This window comes from Bacteroides sp. K03 (assembly GCF_019734355.1).
Taxonomy (GTDB): Bacteria; Bacteroidota; Bacteroidia; order Bacteroidales; family Bacteroidaceae; genus Bacteroides; species Bacteroides nordii.
In genome coordinates this window covers 39,763-59,762 of sequence record NZ_JAASHC010000002.1, presented here as the reverse complement: position 1 = coordinate 59,762, position 20,000 = coordinate 39,763, and the positions used below count along the sequence as shown (strand labels likewise).

At 42.7% G+C, this 20,000-nt stretch carries 10 protein-coding genes; all 10 read right to left on the bottom strand.

What is annotated here, in order from left to right; genetic code table 11:
* Positions 1-152: 152 nt before the first annotated feature.
* Positions 153-2,795: a DUF4962 domain-containing protein gene (locus HCG69_RS01405; RefSeq protein ID WP_221648742.1), complete on the bottom strand. Its 2,643-nt coding sequence runs from the start codon at positions 2,793-2,795 to the stop codon at positions 153-155.
* Positions 2,796-2,921: 126 nt separating this feature from the next.
* Complete coding sequence (locus HCG69_RS01400) at positions 2,922-4,184, bottom strand: sugar MFS transporter (protein ID WP_221648549.1); 1,263 nt, start codon at positions 4,182-4,184, stop codon at positions 2,922-2,924.
* A gap of 28 nt (positions 4,185-4,212) precedes the next feature.
* A complete protein-coding gene (locus tag HCG69_RS01395; protein WP_221648548.1) occupies positions 4,213-5,160 on the bottom strand; it encodes an ROK family protein in 948 nt (315 codons plus the stop codon).
* Between the two features lie 543 nt (positions 5,161-5,703).
* Entirely contained in the window at positions 5,704-7,332 is a 1,629-nt protein-coding gene (locus tag HCG69_RS01390; protein ID WP_221648547.1) for a Tat pathway signal sequence, read from the bottom strand.
* A gap of 164 nt (positions 7,333-7,496) precedes the next feature.
* A complete protein-coding gene (locus HCG69_RS01385) occupies positions 7,497-9,104 on the bottom strand; it encodes a sulfatase (RefSeq protein ID WP_221648546.1) in 1,608 nt (535 codons plus the stop codon).
* Positions 9,105-9,238: 134 nt separating this feature from the next.
* Complete coding sequence (gene hepC / locus HCG69_RS01380; protein WP_221648545.1) at positions 9,239-11,248, bottom strand: heparin-sulfate lyase HepC; 2,010 nt, start codon at positions 11,246-11,248, stop codon at positions 9,239-9,241.
* 132 nt (positions 11,249-11,380) lie between these two features.
* The gene (locus tag HCG69_RS01375; protein WP_221648544.1) at positions 11,381-12,667 is read right to left on the bottom strand and encodes a DUF4995 domain-containing protein; all 1,287 of its coding nucleotides are present in this window, start codon (positions 12,665-12,667) and stop codon (positions 11,381-11,383) included.
* Positions 12,668-12,864: 197 nt separating this feature from the next.
* Positions 12,865-14,517: a RagB/SusD family nutrient uptake outer membrane protein gene (locus HCG69_RS01370; RefSeq protein WP_221648543.1), complete on the bottom strand. Its 1,653-nt coding sequence runs from the start codon at positions 14,515-14,517 to the stop codon at positions 12,865-12,867.
* 13 nt (positions 14,518-14,530) lie between these two features.
* Positions 14,531-17,668: a SusC/RagA family TonB-linked outer membrane protein gene (locus HCG69_RS01365; protein WP_370634098.1), complete on the bottom strand. Its 3,138-nt coding sequence runs from the start codon at positions 17,666-17,668 to the stop codon at positions 14,531-14,533.
* Between the two features lie 34 nt (positions 17,669-17,702).
* The gene (locus HCG69_RS01360) at positions 17,703-19,838 is read right to left on the bottom strand and encodes a surface glycan-binding family protein (RefSeq protein WP_221648541.1); all 2,136 of its coding nucleotides are present in this window, start codon (positions 19,836-19,838) and stop codon (positions 17,703-17,705) included.
* Positions 19,839-20,000 lie beyond the last annotated feature (162 nt).

Below are 20,000 nucleotides of genomic sequence, written 5' to 3'. Positions count from 1 at the left end.
GATGAAACGCAGATTAACTCAAATTTCTGCAGATTAAAAAGACCGTTATTTTAGTCTTATACTTGTTCTTCTTTGCGGAAATTTGCGTTAATCTGCGTTTTAGCCTCATTATCGCTTGTCGCACCTCCTCGTGCGGGAAGCACCGGGAAGTACTATATTTCGAAATCGGGCAGATAGTCTACCAGTTTCTTTTCGATTTTTTTTCCATCTGTTTGTTCATTAATGAATGTGGCACCTTCGTTTTTGGCAGCGTCATAAATCAGAGATGTTTTCTCTGTCTTGTTACTTACGCTGATAGCGGCTTTTCCTGTTGGGGTAAGATTACATTGGATAATCCAGTCACCTACCTGCCAAGTGTCGCCTTTACGGGTCACTTTCATATCTGCCCGGTCTTTGCCATGTGTATCGATGATAGTCAGAAAACGAGCAGTGGCAGCTTGTGATGTTGTAGCCGAGAAGTGCCAGTGATTGGGATACTTTACGGTCTTTCCACTTTTGTCCGTCACATTTTTCCAGTTGGTAGGTGGGCAGAAGAATGTATCTGTCAAGGCTTCTTGCACAGGAGCAGAACTGAACAGATGGGCAACTGATACACCGTCAACCGCATTATGCCCTGTAATGGTAATAGCATCAGGTGACTGACGTTTTACGTCCATTGGGAATGAGGTGGTATGCAACAGATAGCTCCAAGTTACAGGTTCTTTTCCTTCCAGCTCATCATAAATGACATAAACCCCTGTCTTACCCAGTTGGATAACGTGGCGGCGGAACATATTCAATTTATTCTCATCCCAACCATTCTCCGGAGTAAACTTTGTTCCACTGAGGCGCGCACGCTCGAGCCAGAGAGGAGAGGTCACTTTGCCATAAGCATTTGAAGCGTCGCCTACAAAATAAGAGAGTTTTTCTCCTTCATACCAACGCGGTATCCAACCATATCCCTCTGTTCCTATTTTCTGCCCCATACCATTTACAAGAATGGAGTTATGGGCACGGGTGTTACGATAAGAATACATGCAATGGTCGTCAGTGAAACCTGTACGATGGCCACTACTATAGAAAATCTCTTTACCACCATAGAATGTATTGAATGCATTCTGATTGGCAAGTGCATGTGAGGTACTTCCGTAAGAACTACTGCGAAAGGAGAGCATGGCATTCTTCTCCGGTTCTCCCAGAGAAGTATTCATATTTCCCAGTCCCGTTTCATTGAAAACGTGTGTCTGTGGCATATCATCGAGGGTACGTTTACCAATGGGGAAAACATCTTCAGCCGGGAAAGGCTTTTTAGTGATACAACGATACCAGGTAAGGTCGGCAGGTTTTGCTTCAAAAGAACTTTGGAAGATGTCCGGTTGGCGTTCTTTTATAGATCGTACGTAAGCAGCCGCCCACGGATTATTGCATTGACGTGCCAATGCATCGGCGTAACCTACACGTGCTCCGCTGGGAGTCTTTTGATTTTCGTGAGAATTTCCCTGTCCGGCAGCTTTAGAGAAAGGAGGTTGCTGATAGATAACGTACAATGCATTCTTATTGTACCATGGATCAGCAAAGAAATCGAATCCGGTGACGCGTGAGAAAAAGGCGGGTACTTCGATCAGTGTACGGATATTCACGTGAAAATAGGAATCTCCGTTATGCCATCCTCCGTCTGCATTAAGTCCCGGCAGGCGTGATACCCATTCGTTATAGCAATAATCTACCCAGGTAGAGGCTTCGGGGAGTTCGCCGTAAGTAGCAAATGCAGCCATTGTAAGGATACGGAAAGTCATTTGCCAAACGTGATTATCGGCAATACGGTTCTCAAGATGGTTGACGTATTCTTCGAAAAATTTACTTCCATTCTCCCGGATACTACCCAGTAAAAGAGTTTTCTCAGTAGGGGTAAGCAGGTGGTAGAAGGCGTCGTAAGCCGAAGTGCTCATGGAGAGAATTGTACCGAGGTTAAAGTCACCGGCAAAATACTTACTGTCTTTCCAGGAGAGGATTTCGGTAAGACGCTTCATTGCTTCACGATAATATACCTCGTTTTTAGTCAGCAGATAAGCACGTATCATGCCTTCTATATTTTTCTCTTCACGATCTACAATCTTTCGGCTTTCGCGGATAAGGGCGGATTTGTACTGTACGATGTTTGTTAGTTTCACCACTGCGCTGGTATCAATTTCTTCTGCCAGGTGTTTCAGGGGGTGCATGATACATTTATCGGCTTTGGTGATGTAAGACTGCGCTTCCGGATTATTCTGATTTCGGACGATGATGTCGTTCCATTCTTTAAAGTCGAGAAGAATACGAGGGTGTTCTGCAGGAAGTTTGGTGAGTAACTCTTGCAATGAAGGTGGATTGAAAGTACGCGTATTCTCATCTATATAGAAATGATAAACAGGTGACCACTCTTCTTTACCGTTCTTGTCTACATAAGCATGTTGCCAGTAATAAGTACCTTTCTCAAAGAGTTGGAACGGATTGAAGAAAGCCCAGTTACGTTCAGCGGTAATGACTCCTTGCCGAAAGTCTTTGTCGCGGGCGATGCGTATGCGATAAGTTACGTGTGGTTTATGCTCTTCACCTTCCACGCCATCGAGTACAGCGCCGAGGTGAGGGAATTTATCCGGCCACATGAAGCGTGGCGGGTTCATTGCAATGTGTTGTCCGTCGAGTGGGGAAGGAGTTTCGCGTACCTCATGCATAAGTGTAGGTTGCGTCAGATGCATGATGCTGTTCTGCGCTCCTACTGAAGTAGAAGACAGGAGGGCGGCGAAGAGGAAATAGTAAGTGATTCGTTTCATGATTTAAAGACTAATTAATAATAATATGCCAATTAAATAATGTGCCAATGTGCCAATATGCCAATTACCATGCGGTGAGTAAACGTCGCGCAGCCAATTGGCACATTGGCATATTGGCACATTATCACATTATTTAAAAAGTTCTTTTAATTTCACCGTTTTATTGTTGATAAGCGGGTGTGCCCAGAAGCCTATAAAGGTTATGTATCCTACGAATATCAAAATGCTCAGCATACCTATGCGTAGTGAAGTGGCATCTGCCAGTGTACTGACAATCATTGGACCACCTGCACCACCTGCAATCGCCGAACAAAGAATCCCGGCAAATGAACCGTGGTGTTTTCGTGCTGAATTCAGAGCCAGAGAGAAGACGATACTAAACATCATCGAGATACTGAATCCAATAGCCGGGAAAGCAATCAGCGACATTTCACGTGTACCAAATAAAGCGGTCAGTAACAATATCATAGTGAGGAATCCTGAAATTTGCAACAACCGCTTACTGTCCATCAGTTTCAGCAGGAACATGCCGACGATGCAACCTGCCGTCATCAGTCCCCAGAAATAACTGACAGCCTGTGCACCTTCTGTCTGTGGATTGACACCATGATATTGCTCAAGGAAGGTACTCATGAATATGGAAGTTCCCTGTTCTGTGCTTACATAGCAGAAGATACCCAGAAAGAACAACCAGACATACTTCTGTTTGAATAACTCCAGATAGGAACTGGTGGTACCGCTTTTTTCCTCTTCCTGCAGAGTGATTTTCGGGAAGCGTGAGATGCCGACTGCGATCAGCATAATTAGTAATAGTGCGGAAAAGACCCAGTAGAGAGATACCCAGGGCATTTCTCTCGGAGTAACATCTGCCAACAGATCGAGTAGGAAATTATGTCCGGCAACGTAGGTGTCAGCGTTCAGTTCCCGTATCAGATAGGTATAAACCAATGGACTGAGGAATGAAGCGATACCAAACATGAATTGTGCTAGTTCGGCAACAAAGGCATAGTTCTCTTCACCTCCTACAGTACGTTGTAACGGATTCAGTACTGTTTGTAACATTGCCATACCTAACCCGATGATAAAGGATGAGGCTAATAACATGGGATAGGTATGAAGACAAGCGAAAAGAATGGTACCGATAAACGGCATTAAGAAACCACAGAAAAGTACCGGTTTCTCTCCGTAACGGTCAATCAGCAATCCGGCAGGGATAGACATGATGGCATATGCCAGGAAAAAAGAAGTTGGAATAAATCCTGCCATTGCCAGGTCGCTCAGGTTGAAGTTGTGGATGATATCCGGTATCAGCGGCCCCAGAATATTGGTAATAAAAGATATAGTGAACCAAAACGCCATAATGAGCGCCAGCATTCCAAAGTTTCTTTTCATAATAATAGTGTTTCAGAATTCTTTTGTACTATCGTCGATTAAATATTAATCCCGCTGCTCCTATACTCCCGGCTTTATTACCCAGACGAGCTGCAATGATTTCAGTGTTGACTGCACAATCGGGGATGGCATAACAATGCGCTTGCTGGCTGACCTTCTCTATGTAGAAGTCTCCCGCTTCGGACAGTCCGCCCCCAATAACAATGCGTTGCGGGCTAAAGATATTAATAAATCCGGCAATACCATGTCCCAGATAGTCACAATGTTCTTCTAAACATTCTGTAGCAAGTTTATTTCCCTCTTTGTAGAGGTGGACAATAAGCTCACCATTGATCTCCTTTCCAGGATATTGTATGCCTGCTTCTGCGCTGCGTTGTGTAAAACGACGTACCAGAGCCGATGTGGAAGCGTAATGTTCCAGACAGCCTACTGAACCACAAGCACAAGCCTCTCCATTGGCAATGAGGGGTACATGTCCTAGTTCCGTCCCTCGGTTGGCAAAACCGTTGAATAGTTTGCCGTCAATCACAACAGCTCCTCCGATTCCTGTACCGACAGTCAGAAACACAACATGTGTTGCCCCTTGTCCTGCTCCATACATAGTCTCTCCCAATCCCATCAGATTGGCGTCATTGCCCAGTAAAGTAGGGAGTCCGGTAGCTTTTTCAATTGTATCCGCTAAGGGAAGCTTTTCCCATCCCTTGATGTTTTCGGCTCCTCCGAGAACTATGCGGTTGGTTTCGTCTACAATTCCTGGTGTACCAATACCGATACCTTCGATATTGTATCCTTGTTCAGTGGCGAAAACTTTTACTTCATTGATTGCTTTTATCAATTGTTCTATTACGGCTTCTGCCGAGACATCAGCTAAAGAGGGCAGTTTTCCTTGAAACAGGAATTCTCCTTTATTACTGATCAGGGCGTATTTGATGGAGGTGCCACCCAAATCGATGCCGATAGCATATAGGTTGTTCATAAAATATCTTATTAAGTTGGATGTACTTTTCTTTTGCCTTGATGCAAAAGAAAAGATACCAAAAGAAAAGATCAAGGCTGCATTTCCTCCGCTACTGCACTACGGTGAAAAGCTAAAGGGGCTCGAACTCGCTTCGCTCAGACAATCGCCCCTTCTTACGCTTTTCACCTCCGTTCCGTTTGACGCTGCGGAAATGAGGCCGGGGGGGACCATTCGGATGGTAGATAGCATACAATGCTTCTTGTAACTAAAGACGTATACTATATTACATTAATTATATTGCAATATATTTACTTTTATATCACATATCTCTACCTCATCCTAAACCGTAGTTCCGCTGATGAACGGCCTCCGGCCTCATTTTTTCTCCGTCAAGCGAACGCCCGCAGTGAAGCGTCAAAAAGGGGCGATTGTTTGAGCGAAGCGAGTTCGAGCCCCTTTAGCGGAACGCAGGAAGTGAGTAGGAGAAAAAATGCAGCCTCGATTCTTTCTTTTGGTATCTTTTCTTTCGCATCAAGGCGAAAGAAAAGTACATTATACAATTTAAACTCTCTCCGCCCAGATCGGTGAACTCCATGCCCACTGCTGATCGCGTTGGCGAACCCGGACATAGTAATAATCCGTATCCTTTTGCGGTTCTTTATCTTCCATAAAATGCTCTACAGTATAGCAGCTTTCGGGCATTGCACGGTTGAAAAGAATGGCTTCGCTCAACCAGCCTATCATGAAATGAGAGCGTGAACCTTCGAGTAATTCGCCTAAAGTATGTTCAAACTTCTTGCCGTTAAACTCCGCTGCCAGAACTCCGTCTTTAGGCATTTCCAGTTCAAGGATGACAGCCTGCATAGCGGGAGTGGTTACGTTCGGATTTTTACTGGAGTACATATCGAGTTCTGTTTCCTTCTCATTGGTAGAAAGGATACGATTTACATGTGTATGGAATTCTGTTTCACCCTCTTGCGGAGAAGTAAATGCAGCGCCACGGAAACAGGGGGTTACGCTCACGATACGTCCTTTATTCACTGCGAGTTTACCTTGCCAGTGTACATATTTCTCTTCGCGATTCCAGCCAAAGTCTACTTTTACTTTACAGTGTACAGTGTCACCTTCGGGCATTATCGGAGTCAATGGTCCATTCAGGCGGGCAATGCATTGTCCGTTTTTCACGATATCTACATAGTCGATACAGCTTTCACCTTCTACGTTAACATAGATGCGACGGCTGTTGCCACGTACTACGTCTCCCATGAATGCATCATTCAGGCGGAAGTCAATCTTAATTTTGTCACCGGTCGCACCACATACATGACGGCTTTTCAGAGCATCCCAGATAGCATCCCGAGTCAGTGAAGGAGCCAGTACACCGATACGTCCGTCACCATAGCTACCGGGATAGCCCGAATGTTGGTCTGTTGAGCACATGATACCAAACTTATTGCCACGATCCAATCCGTATTGCACGGTTCCTTCCCACTGGCGTGGTCCCATATCGTGCAGATAGTTATAATCTCCCTGATCACTTTCTGCCAGTCCGTGACGAGAATACATTTCAACGAACGGGGTCTGATCTCCTTCTGTGAAACAATCCCAGTTATATCCACGGTATCCACCCTGATAACCCATATGGTGCGGGGTGATAAATACCTTCTCATTTTTTAGTTTCTCTTTCCATTCCTGTACAGAGGTGCACTCAACGAGTGGTACATCAATGTCATGCCACAGTGCCACGTGGTCACCGTGTGCCATGCTATGGCATTCGTATCCCGTAAAAGTAAGGAATTCTCCTTCCTTATTATACTCTTTCGTCATAGCGACGTATTTGTCATAGTTACCTTCACGCAGACGTTTGAAAGCACCTGTGTGGTAGTCTATCACCCATTTCAGACGAGGATCATCAGCTCCGGGAATATCCGGCCACATGGCATGTGGAGTCACTGATACAAAGTCCAGTTGTTCTTTTGCTGCTTCAAAAGCATCGCGCATATCACCATGTCCGTAAGTGATGTTACAGTGATTATGTAAGTCACCCCAGTACATTTTAAGGCCACTTGCTGATGGCATGATTTTTTTAGCCTCTTTGCTACCTGCTGCACAAGCACCGAGCAAGCTACCGGATGCGGCCAGTCCCAGGAAGGACCAACCTGTGTTTTTAAGAAAACTTCTTCTGTCCATAATAATATTTACGATTAGACGATTTACAATTTACGATTGAAATAACTTTGTTTATATATAAGGCAGCGGAGAGATTTACGATTAGACAATTTGCAATTAGGATTATTCTTCTGAAAGAGGAAATATCAATCGTAAATTGTCAATTGTCCAATCGTCTAATCTTTTCACCTGTTGTGCATCATTCGTCTGTCTCCTTTGAAGAGTTCTTTTACCTTCTCTTCCGGGTCAGTATCATTATATTGTTTCTGTGTATCTTCCAACAGCTGCATGAGTTCTTTTTGCTTCTCTGCATACTCCGGTTTATCAAATACATTATTCATTTCGCGCGGGTCTGCTTTCATATCATACATTTCCCATTCGTTGATGTCATTGTAGAAATGAATGAGTTTGAAATCCTGTGTGCGAATGCCGTAATGACGTTTCACAGAGTGCTCTGCCGGATATTCATAATAGTGATAATAGGCAGCCTGACGCCAGTCTACCGGAGTTTTGCCTGCATTATCCAGGATCGGTTTCAGAGATTTACCCTGTATATCCGAAGGGATATCTGCTCCTGCATAATCAAGGAAAGTAGGAGCAAAGTCTACATTCATGCTGATTGCACTACTTGTACTTCCTGCTTTGATACCTTTTGGGAAACGGATTATCAGTGGCATACGTTGGCATTCTTCATACATAAAGCGTTTGTCAAACCAACCATGTTCACCCAGGAAGAAACCCTGATCCGATGTATAGACGATGATTGTGTTATCCAGTTCTCCAATCTCTTCCAGATAGTTCATCAGGCGTCCGATATTCTCATCTACTGCCAGTACTGTTGCCAGATAATCGCGCATGTATTGCTGATATTTCCAGCTGATAAGTGCCTTTCCTTTTAAGTTTCCTTTGTGATACTCGGCAATACGTTGTGCATAGACTGAATCCCATTTGTCCTGCACTTCTGCCGGCATGCGTTTGTATACGCTGTACAGGCGATTGGTAGTATCTTTCAGCATTTCGGCACGTGTGAGTAACTTCAAGTCCCAATCGTTCGTTAATGTATGTTCGATAGACATATCCTGTTCACGTGCTGCACGCCCACGTCCTTCGTAATCATCGAAAAGGTTGGCTGGCTCGGGGAATATTGTATTATTGAATATACCCAGATGCCGGGGGGCAGGCATCCAGTTGCGATGAGGCGCTTTCTGATGATACATCATGCAGAAAGGTTTTGATTTATCGCGGTGTTCAAGAAAGTTGATTGCTTTGTCTGTGATAATATCTGTGGCATATCCTTTCTCGACAACAGGTTTACCCATTTCAAGAAAATCCGGGTCGTAATAATCACCCTGTTCATGTTGTCCGCTCAGAATACTCCAGAAATCAAAGCCTTGCGGTTCGGTGATAAGATGCCATTTGCCGATCATGGCAGTTTGATATCCGGCTTGTTGCAGTAGTTTGGGGAAAGTCTGTTGATCGCCGTTAAAAGTACTTGCATTGTCAGTAAAGCCGTTCTCATGGCTGAATTTACCTGTCAGGATACAGGCACGGGATGGACCGGAGAGTGCATTGACTGCATAGCAGTTGTCGAAGCGGATACCTTCATTGGCAATGCGGTCCATATTCGGAGTTTGGATAAGATTACCACCATAGCATGACATGGCTTGTGTGGTATGGTCGTCCGTCATCATGAAAATGATGTTAGGGCGCTTGAGTTCTTCCTTTTTTTCTGCGCACGAGGCAAGACTCAGTGCGGCAAGTGGAAGGATGAGTTGAGAAGAATTGCTTTTCATAATGACCAGTTATTTAGTGGTTAGTGATATGTGATTAGTGATTAGTGACTAATGATCAGTGATGAGTGATTAACGCCATGCGGTATATAGTGCAGCTGGCTAATCACTTATCACTAATCACTAACTACTCATCACTAATCGCTGATTTTATATTTCAATGACTGTTTCTTACCGTCGATCTTCACTTCTACTTCCAGTGTATTTTCGTCAAACTTCTTGTTTTTGAAGCTTGCTGACAGTTTGGGGGCTTTGGTACTGTCCTCAGTCGGGTAGATGATAGTGATATAACGTACGGCCTCTTCTTTATCTTTGTTTACATTGAAGGCTACAGCCGTACGCTCAACGCGCTTGCGATAAGCAGTAGAGCGCCATCCTTCTTCTGTTTCCAATGTTGTGCCTTTCGGAGCAAAGCATTGTAGTTTCACATTACTGTTACCTTCAAAGTCAGAAGTGAGTGTCATTGTTTTTGGATCAATATTCACTTTACCTTCGCACAGTTGGTAGTGTAGATTTACTTTGCCTTTAGCAGTACCTACGGCTTCGTCTACAATCACAAAATATTTATTGTCAACGAAGAATATAGAACGACGGTGTTTCAAATCTTTGTAGCTGGGGTTTTCAGTTACTAATATTTGTACGTCACCTTCCGGTTGCCAAAGTTTGGTTACAGATTCTGTGGTCTCTAATGTTTTGTTATCAAGTGTCAACGTATTGTGGACCATAGTCTGGCGGAACCAGTTACGTAATTTCATTACTTCACCTTCACCGGCATATACGTATGCACCACTGTCGGGGAACAGATTTTTACCATTAAACCAAAGCTCAAATGTACCATTATCCGGTTGGCAATGCCAGAACGCTTTTGGTCCGGCTTTCGCTACCATTACTGTAGCGTCTGTATTCCATGAATTGCGGAAAGTAAAGAAGCCTGATTTCAGGAAACCTTTTGATAAGTTCTCTGGTTTCTTTCCTTGTTTACCTTCTGTAGCAAACCAGAGTATTTGTTCGTTTTTGGGGAAGATTTTTACCCAGTCTTTGTAGTTGTTGATTTCAGCTGGTCTGTCACCTAGTTTAGCGTCGCTGAAACAAGGATTTGAATAATCAGGAAAACAGATGTTACTATAGAAAGTAATCATTGATTCGATGGTATCCAGATAACCTTGCGGGAATTCATTACGGAATCCGTTTACATCTGCCATGCGCAATGCCTTGCAGAAGATATTGATAGCTGCCAGGTGATAGTGCGGGTCAAGTTCAAACTGTCCGCCATCTTCGTATACCTGTACATGAATTTCGCGATTCAGGATATCGATACCGCTTTTTCTCCATGCTGCCGCTTCTTTGAATTCGGGGAAGAAGGCTCCTGCATAGATCATACGTTGTGCCTCGAACAATAAGTGATTGCCCTGGTCCGAATAGTTATTCAGGATATGTACAGCATGTTTGTGGTAATTTACAAGGAATTCTGTGAGGAAATCCGGAGTAAATGATGAAGAGGGGAGGAATAGCAGGAACTGGCTTGTCTGGTCTTGCAGACGGTTACTCACTTCCAGTGGACGCCATGCAAAGCGTACGTTTTCAGCATTTCCTTTCACTTCACCTGCACTGACAAGTTCGTAGTGTTCTTTTTCCATCTTTGTCAGAGGATTCTTCTTGATCCAGTCGATATACTGAAAAGCCCATTCTTTTGCATACTTTTCGTCACCGGAGATGCGGTAAGCCTTTCCCATCGGAGTGAACCATTTGTGACGGTGCAACTGCCAACGTAATTCATTGTCTTTCACCGGCCAGTATTGCCAGTTAATATCTTTACCGTAGTTGTAAGAAGGCTGATAACCTTTATGTACAAAGAAAGTGTGCTCTAAACCATCGTCGGCCCATTTCTGCTCTTGTTTGCTGATTTTAAGGTTTTGCAGATCGATATCCGGACTCTTCACATTGGTCCGTGCCCGATAGTAGTCGAGTAATGCTTTGGCAGCATCTTCATCCTTACCCTCTTCGTGAAGGGCTTTTACTTTCTCAAGTCCCGGATAATCCAGGTTGAGGAGCGAGAATACTTCGCTTTTCAATTCCTGGGCACCTGCTTGGCTTGCAAAACATGCAATAACAAGCAGAGTGATTAATTTAAATGTTTTGTTTAACATGATAATTATTTATGTTATAGAGTTATAATGTTATAGGGTTATTATGGGAGTTATAATGTTATAGAGTTATAGGAACTATAATGTTATAGGATTAAGTCCTTAGGCTTATAGCCCTATAACTCCATAACTTTATTATAGCTTCTTATATTCTATCCCTTTTACATCCATAAAGCGTTTCAAAGCTTCCATGTAGTAATAGTCTGCGTAATTCAGCGGAGTGTCGATTTCTGAGCCATTGGGTAGTGAACCGGTAGAGTGCATCAGAATGAATCCCTGGTTCTCACCTGCTTTGGCCAGATATGCATCGCTCGAGAGACTCTTCAGGATTTTCTCAGCATAATCCAGATATTTCTTTCCATCCGGAACCATTGTACTCATTTCAATGAGGGCAGAAGCTGTTACAGAAGCTGCTGAGGCATCGCGCGGAGTTCCTTCACCTTGTGCATCATAGTCCCACAAAGGTATGGCATCATCTGTTTTTACCCGTGCCATGATCATATCGGCAATTTTAGTAGCAAAATTCAAGTATTCTTTGTCGCCAGTTTCACGATAGCAGGATACGTATCCGTATACCGCCCATGCTTGTCCGCGTGCCCATGAAGAGTCATCGTTTTTGCCCTGGTGAGTCTGTCTGCGTTCCACTGTACCATCATTGTTGTAGCTGATAACGTGCCAGCAGGTATAGTCCGGACGGAAATGATATTTCATGGTAGTCTGTGCATGTTTGATAGCAATGTCTTTGTATTTGGGGTTACCTGTCATTTTGCTGGCTGTGAATAACAGGTCGAGATTCATCATGTTGTCGATGATAACCGGGAAGTTCCATGTTCCGAAATCCCATGAACGGATTGCCCCAATTGACTCATTAAAACGTGAACAAAGGTTTTCTGCTGTTTCCACCATTACAGCGGAGATGGTATCATTGGGTGATAAACGTTTTGCGTTGCCATAGCTACAATTTATCATAAAACCAAGATCGTGTGTACCCGTATAGTAGCGTACCGGATTCAGCATATTTGTATATTTAACAGCTTGTGTTTTTAATGCATTATCACCTGTCAGCTCGTAAGTATACCATAACGTTCCGGGAAAGAATCCGCTTGTCCAGTCAAGTAGTCCGCAAAGACGGCGTTTCCCTAACTTGTATGCCTGAGGATGAGTACGAAGTGAGTCCTTAAAAGTAAGTGAATCTCGTTCTAATTGCTGACAAAGGAAATTCATATCATAGCCGGTCCAGATGGAACGTGGCATTTTTGTTGAGTCAGCAATTTCTTCAGCTGTGAGTTTGAGCTGTGCAGAAGCTACATCAATGCCTTTTTTAATCCAGCTGTAGTCTTCCTTTGGAGTGGTGTTGCACGATGACAGAGCAACGACCGCAAGCGAAGCAAAGAGCACAAGGTTCTTTTTCATGTTATTCATTTTTTAATAAGCAGTTGTTAAATGTGATTTTGTTATATTGCAAATGTACTCAATCAGAATGTATTTTTATTGTACGAATGTTGAAAAGGAATTGGAATAAGTCCACTATAGTATTACTTTTGTTGAATTTGCTATTAATATTATACAAGAGGGTACTCTGTAGCACCCTCTTGCTTTGCTTTTATAGTAATTCCGAATTAATTCCAACCCGGGTTTTGTTTGAACTGTTTCATAAGATCTTTGTCTCTTTGCGGGATGGGAAACAGTTCGTGTTTCCCCTTCTTTGTAAAATCGTATGCTATGTAATTTGCATTTGGGAACCATCTTCTCAACTGTGTATCTGTTTCATCAATTGCTTCTGCATAGATTCCCCAGCGTACAAGATCCTGGCGACGATGTCCTTCAAAAGCAAGCTCGTATGCACGTTCTTTGCGGATGGCTTTCTGGAAACCTTGATAATCGAGCCCGGCAGGCAGGTCTGCAATTTCACTTGCTGCGTCTACCGGAAGTCCGAATCCGCGGCGGCGTACCATATTTACAGCGTTGTAAGCAGCATCATTGGGGGCTCCCTTCCATTCATTCAAGGCTTCTGCATACAATAGCAATACATCTGAGTAGCGTAGGATGTACCAATTTATGTTGGAACGTTCACCATTGATCAGTACATTACTTTTGCTTACATACTTTTCTGTATCCCACTTAGCCGGAGTAAGAAGTTGCCAGTTTTTTTGGTCTTCGTCCGGGCCTTTGGTTGAATACGGAGTTTTTACAGTACCCACATATTTATAGTCGGCGATAGAGAGATTACAACGCAAATCGTTTTCTTTATTCTCCCAGTCACGGTAGAAAGTATAGATAACTTTCACATTACCTGCATTACGTCCACGTACACCTGGGATTTCGTTTGCAATCACGCCGTTCCACTTACCAATACGCCCTACGGGATCTTCGCTGTTTGTACCTGTTACGGTAGGGGCATAGAAACTTACTTCAATTAAGCTCTCTTCAGGGGCCCACACACCGTTGCAGGTATTTTTCCATAATTGTTCATAATTTTGCAGTAAGCTGTGTTTTTTAGATTCGATAAGTGTCTGAGCAGTCAGTGCAGCCTGTTCCCATTTAGAAGTGTCATGTACAGGATATCCTGCCCATGTAGCATATACTTTAGCCAACAATCCTAAGGCAGCTCCTTTTGACATGCGGAAGCTACTCTCTTTGCGTACATCGTCCTCGGTTGAATATGGCAGGTTCTCTGCTGCAAACTTCAGATCATCTTCAATAAAACGGTATACTTCAGCCGGGTCTGCCTGTACAAAAGTAGACGGATGCTGGTTAGACATCTGGGTATTTTTCATGAGTGCGATATTACCATACCAGCGAACTAATTCGAAGTAATATAAACCACGTAAAGCTCTTGCTTCTGCCATATAGATATTTGCCAGCTTCTTATCGCCTTCTGTATAGTTACCCACTTTACTTTCCAGGGTTTCAATAAAATCATTGGCATTGTAGATGGAGTTGTACAATGTAGACCAGGTAGACTGAACACTGGAGTTACTTGTGGTGAAGGCATTGGCCGGGATTTCACGGAATGCATTTGTCGAGTTACCTTCACATTGTGCAATGTCATTGGTGATATTAAACAATATAGATAGATTGTAGCTATACAGTGCATCAGTCACCATATTGCGATAAACACCCAATAACACGGTTTCTGCTTCTGAAGCATTGTTCATGTATTTCGATTTATCAACTTCTACAGCTGACTCCTCCTCGAGCATGTCTGAGCAAGAGGAGAGGGAAGTGGCACACATTAATGCCGCGAATATATAATAGGATATCTTTTTCATTGTTGTCATTTGATTAGAATTGAATATCAAGTCCGAATGTAATTACTCTACTCTTTGGATATGCCCCCCAGTCAAGTCCGGGAGTCATCGGGCTGCTGCTTGCTGTACTTACCTCAGGGTCATAGCCGCTATAACCCGAAATACAGAAGAGGTTCTGGCCTGAAGCATATACGCGTAATTTAGAAATATATGCTTTCTTTGTCCAGTTGACAGGAAGTGTGTAACCCAGTGTCACATTTTTCAAACGCAGGAATGAACCGTCTTCAATGAAACGTGAATATAGTTCATTTTTTACGTATCCTTTGGCCGAAGGTACTCTATTGGAAGCATTGGTCGGAGTCCAGCGGTCGGCAACCTCTGCCAGCTGATTGGTACGCTCGTTCTGAGTTTGGGTGGCATAAAGGCGGGTTGCATTGTATACATCGTTACCATAATTGAATTGGAACATGACACTCAGGTCGATGCCCTTATAGTTAAATGTATTAGTGAAACCACCATACCATTTGGGAATAGCATTACCAATTACCGTACGGTCGTTAGTGGTGATTACACCGTCACCATCCTGATCTTTATATTTCACAACACCCGGAGCCAAAGGACCGGTAGTATAGCGATCATTACGTGTCACACCCGGTTTTAGTTGATGTGAACCGTTTGGAGTAGTAATAAAGTCGGAGCTTTGATATACACCATCAAATTCATATCCATAAATTAATCCCAAAGAAGAACCTACGGTAGCTACGTAATCGTAGTTTGTAAAGTCAGAGCTGAATCCCGAACGGGAATACATCGATTGTACTCCTGACTGGAGTGATTTCAATTCGTTGCGAATGAATGAAATGTTGAAATCTGTTTGCCAGGTAAAGTTACGATTCTGGATGTTTGTACTGTTCAGGCTAAGTTCGATACCGCGATTCTGAATCTTACCAATGTTTTGGTATTGAGAAGAGAATCCGGTGACATGTGCCAGACTCTGTGCCAGTAACAAGTCTTTCGTGTTTTTGATAAAGAAATCAGCTGTCAGGTTCAGTCTGTTGTCAAGGAAGCCCAGGTCAAAACCTAAGTTAATGGTGGTAGAACCTTCCCATTTCAGATTTTCATTTTTCAGTTGTTTCGGAGTTAGTACAGTAACTGTGCTTCCACCTACACCATATTTGCTCTGTTCGTATAAGTCCATAGATAAGTAGTTGGATATACGATCATTACCTACTGTTCCCCAGCCAAAACGTACTTTAGCATTTGAGATGAATTCCAGGTTCTTCATGAAATTTTCTTCAGAAACCCTCCATGCAGCAGAGAATGAAGGGAAATATCCCCATTTATGCTTTTTAGAGAATACTGTAGAGCCGTCAGCACGTACAGTGGCAGTCAACAAATAACGATTGTTGTAACTATAGTTACCACGGGCAAAAAATGATACCAGTGTTTTGTCGCTGTATGAAGTAGCTACTTTACTTGGCGTTGCACCAATACCTAAATTGTCATTACCCATGTTGTCAAAAGGGAAATCTTTTGCCTGTCCTAACAGGTATTCAGAACTTTTGAACGAGATCTCCTGTCCCAACATTACGTCATAAGAATGTTTTTTGATTTTCTGTTTCCAGGTAAGGTTGTTATAGTTCGTCCAACGCAGGTCACGTCCCATTTGAGTCTGACCATAAGGTTTCTGTCCGTTACGGTAGGCTTCTTTTGAACCATTTTTATAGAAAATGTTCGTGCGGGTATTGGTTGTATTGTAAGTTCCGGCTGTTTTGAATGTTAACCCTTTTATAATTTCCCAGGTTACAGACAAGTTACCCGACCACATTTCAGAACGTTTTGTATTCGTAACAGATTGGGTTTGCATAATAGGATTTACCTGTGCAAGGCTTTCGCTACTTTCCAATTCCAATGGGTCGATAGCAGCAGCCAACAGTTCTTCATTGGTTAATGCAAGACCACCGGTAGGACGTGCACTCAGAATTTGGGCCAGCATATTGAAACGACCGGAATCTCCGGATGTTCCTGCACCCTTCTTGTTTGTATTTGAATAGTTGATGGTAGCATCAAAAGATACGTTTTTAGTTACTTTCTGATTCACACGGAATTTACCGGATGTTTTATCAAATCCACTATTGTTGAAAATACCATTTTCATTGTAGCGGGAGAATGAAAGCGTATACTTCGTATTGTCATTACCACCCATTACAGACAGGTTATGATCTTGTGACCAGGTCGGGCGGAATGTCTCACTTTGCCAATCTACACCTTGTACACCGATATAATCATCCATAGACTGGTATCTGTAGGGAACGCCATTGTCATCTTCGCCGGTTTTATAATACGTATTTGCATATTTACTGGGATTAACTTCCATCTGTAATTTTACAAATTCGTACGGATCCAGCAAATCCAGTGTCTTGGAAATCTTACGGTAACTTGTAGAACCGTTATAACTTACTACGGGGCGGCCGGTTTTACCTGATTTTGTAGTTACCATTACAACACCATTGGCTGCACGTGCTCCATAGATGGCAGCTGAGGAAGCATCTTTCAATACCTCGATTGATTCAATGTCCGAGTTGGCGAGATAATTAATATCGTCTACCTGGAAACCATCTACAATGTACAGTGGAGAAGCATCTCCTGTCATTGTACCGATACCGCGTACTTTGATATCAAAACCAGAACCGGGTGTACCGTCTGTTTGTGTGATTTGTACACCGGCTACCTGTCCTCCTAAAGCTTCCATTACCGAACCGGTCTTGAAGCCTTCAACATTTTTGGCAGATACCGATGATACTGATCCGGTCAGGTCCGAACGCTTCATTGAACCATAGCCTACTACAACCACTTCATCCAGCATTGCATTGTCCGGAACCATTTTGATATTCAGTGTTTTCTGATCCTGTATTTTTATTTCCTGTGGTTTATAACCAATATAAGAAACTGACAATACATCTCCCTTTTTGGCGGTAATTGTAAATTTTCCATCCAGATCGGTTACTCCTCCATTGGACGTTCCTTTCACCATTACGGTTGCTCCGATCAGTGGGAAATCTGTTTCGTCAACTATTACTCCCTTAATTGTATTCTGGGCATATAAGCTGATTGACATAATCAGAGCTAAGAGGGTCATCCACCCTCTTTGGCTCATAGCTTTATTTATCATTGAATTACTCATTATTTATAATATAAGATATAGATTAAAATTTCTCATCAAACCAAACAAGAATCGGGTAAATCTGATTGCCGCTACCTAAGCCGGCACTGGCTCCATTGGTTACAAATGTAATTTGTCCACTCATGACACCATTGGCATATGTTTTATCCTCGCCGATCCATTTACCCGGATTGATAACCAGTGACTTGTCTGCAGGATCTATATATCCTAATGTTACGGCTGATGAACTGGCATTATCATAGTAAGACATTGGTGCTCTTGCTTCGTAATTAGGCTTCTTATTGACAGCAGTATAGTAATTACGCCATACCTGTGCCATAAAGAAGTTATTCGTTGCCTCATCATTCTTTATCTGTCCGCTGATGTGGCTTTCGCTTCCGTTGATATTGTAATAGCTAAAGTTACGTCGATAATCCATCAATACTTTACTTTCATCTGCTCCTGTAACAGTCGGAGTTACAGAGCGTCCCCCTGTCTTGGGGTTTACCTGAAGTACGAATGGAGTATAATTGATAGTTACATCTTTTACTGGCGCTGCAAAATGGAAGAATACAGGTACACTTACTGATACGGCTTCGTCACCTTCACCGGCTGTAGCTGTCACCATAATCATGCCACACGTTGCATCTTTCCATGTAATATTTGCCAGATTCAATGCACCGTCTTTACCTACTTTACCATTACTCATGTTGAGTTTGTTCTGTACTTTCCAAGTTACTGTAACGCCTTCCGGAATATCTGTTTTCGGTGCGGGGATAATAGCTTTAGCCAGCTCTTCGGCAGAGTTGAACCTGTATTGGAAAGCGCTACCTTCGGGTAGTCCCAGGTTATTACCATAGGTAATGGTAGTAAAGAAGTTCTTATTCTTTTCAATAACGAGTGTAAAGGTAGTGGTCTGTTCCCCTTTTACATTTTTGGCTTTTACAGCTACTGTATAGGTACCTACAGGAATTGTATTACCTTTCTTTGCGGTAATGGTACCTGTTGTCGCATCAATATTCAGTTGTCCCTGAAGTTCAGCAGCTAGTTCACCTAATTCAAAGGTTACTTCGTCACCTTTGAATGCGTCTGTATGTGCAATGGTGAATGGGGTGGCCTGTGTTTTCGTTGCGTTTTCATAGGTAAAGTTTTCAATCGGAGCAATAAAACCAACTACTTCCAGTGTAAATACGCTTTCGAATACTTTATCTGCTTCTTCTGTTGTATTATAGATGTTTTTTACATTTACATCTATAACATAGGTTTCGCCTGCTTTGAAACTATGTCCTTCTGCTACAGAAATGACACCTGTTGAAGCATCAATTTTAATCTTGTCTGTAGCAGGAGTTATATTGGCAATGCGATAAACAACACCTTCCAATGAACCTTTTAGTGTAGGTACATTGGTGGTGTATGAAGTAGGATCTTCGGTAGCTTCTTCCATCTTACCTTTATTGGGAGTATAGGTCAGAGCTAATGGCTTGGAAGTGATGTTAAAGGTCACAGCTTCTGCAAAAATACCTTCTCCGGCTTCTGTCTGTAGCTTTAAAGCTACTTTATAGATACCCGGTAGAATATCACCTTCATAGTTCTTATTAATACTGACTTCACCACTTGCGTTAACAGTGAAGTAGTCTTTGAAATCACTTTCTGCAATGGAGTATTTGCTGATAGATACATGTTCACCTTCCGTTTTTACCTGTGCTTTGGCATCTGAAGTCTTCACGTCAGCATAGTCAATTGTCAACAGGTTGGGTTCTACTGTGATACCTTCTGGTACAGGACGCATCATGTTGATAGATACGGCATCTGCAAAGTTATATGTCTTTCCGTTGGATACACAGGAGATAGAAAGATGATACAGTCCGACAGCCAGATTATCGCTATTCTTGATTTCTATTTCACCGGTTGTAGCATCAATAACGAAGCTTTCGGTGTTTATACTTTCATTTTCAAGAATAATTTTAGTAATTGTAAAGTCTGCCGGAGTCGCACCAATATAGGTAGGGGCGCTTATTTTTGCATTCATTGAAGGGCCGATATCAGTCATTCCCGAATAATAAATTGCAAAAGGAGTCGAATCTGTAGTTTCTGTGTCCGAGCAGGAAGTCCCGGCCAGAATCAGTGATGTAACAGTCAGGATTGTTAAGAAACCTGAGGTTAACTTTTTAAAATTCATTGTTTCTAGATTGTTTTTAGTTAGTTTGAAAATGATAGTTAAGGTCTAACATCTGTTCCACAGGCATAGATATTTGACTGCTGAACGTGTTAGTAATAGCTGAAAGATAGGTCGCTTCCAACATTTTCATGCCGGAAGAACGTTCATTAGATAAAAGAAAAA

Bases quoted from the DNA above. Each gene is read 5' to 3' on its own strand.
- HCG69_RS01375 (WP_221648544.1), bottom strand. From the start codon at position 12,667: ATGAATAACATGAAAAAGAACCTTGTGCTCTTTGCTTCGCTTGCGGTC.
- HCG69_RS01365 (WP_370634098.1), bottom strand. From the start codon at position 17,668: ATGATAAATAAAGCTATGAGCCAAAGAGGGTGGATGACCCTCTTAGCT.
- HCG69_RS01400 (WP_221648549.1), bottom strand. From the start codon at position 4,184: ATGAAAAGAAACTTTGGAATGCTGGCGCTCATTATGGCGTTTTGGTTC.
- HCG69_RS01390 (WP_221648547.1), bottom strand. From the start codon at position 7,332: ATGGACAGAAGAAGTTTTCTTAAAAACACAGGTTGGTCCTTCCTGGGA.
- HCG69_RS01395 (WP_221648548.1), bottom strand. From the start codon at position 5,160: ATGAACAACCTATATGCTATCGGCATCGATTTGGGTGGCACCTCCATC.
- HCG69_RS01370 (WP_221648543.1), bottom strand. From the start codon at position 14,517: ATGAAAAAGATATCCTATTATATATTCGCGGCATTAATGTGTGCCACT.
- hepC (WP_221648545.1), bottom strand. From the start codon at position 11,248: ATGTTAAACAAAACATTTAAATTAATCACTCTGCTTGTTATTGCATGT.
- HCG69_RS01385 (WP_221648546.1), bottom strand. From the start codon at position 9,104: ATGAAAAGCAATTCTTCTCAACTCATCCTTCCACTTGCCGCACTGAGT.
- HCG69_RS01360 (WP_221648541.1), bottom strand. From the start codon at position 19,838: ATGAATTTTAAAAAGTTAACCTCAGGTTTCTTAACAATCCTGACTGTT.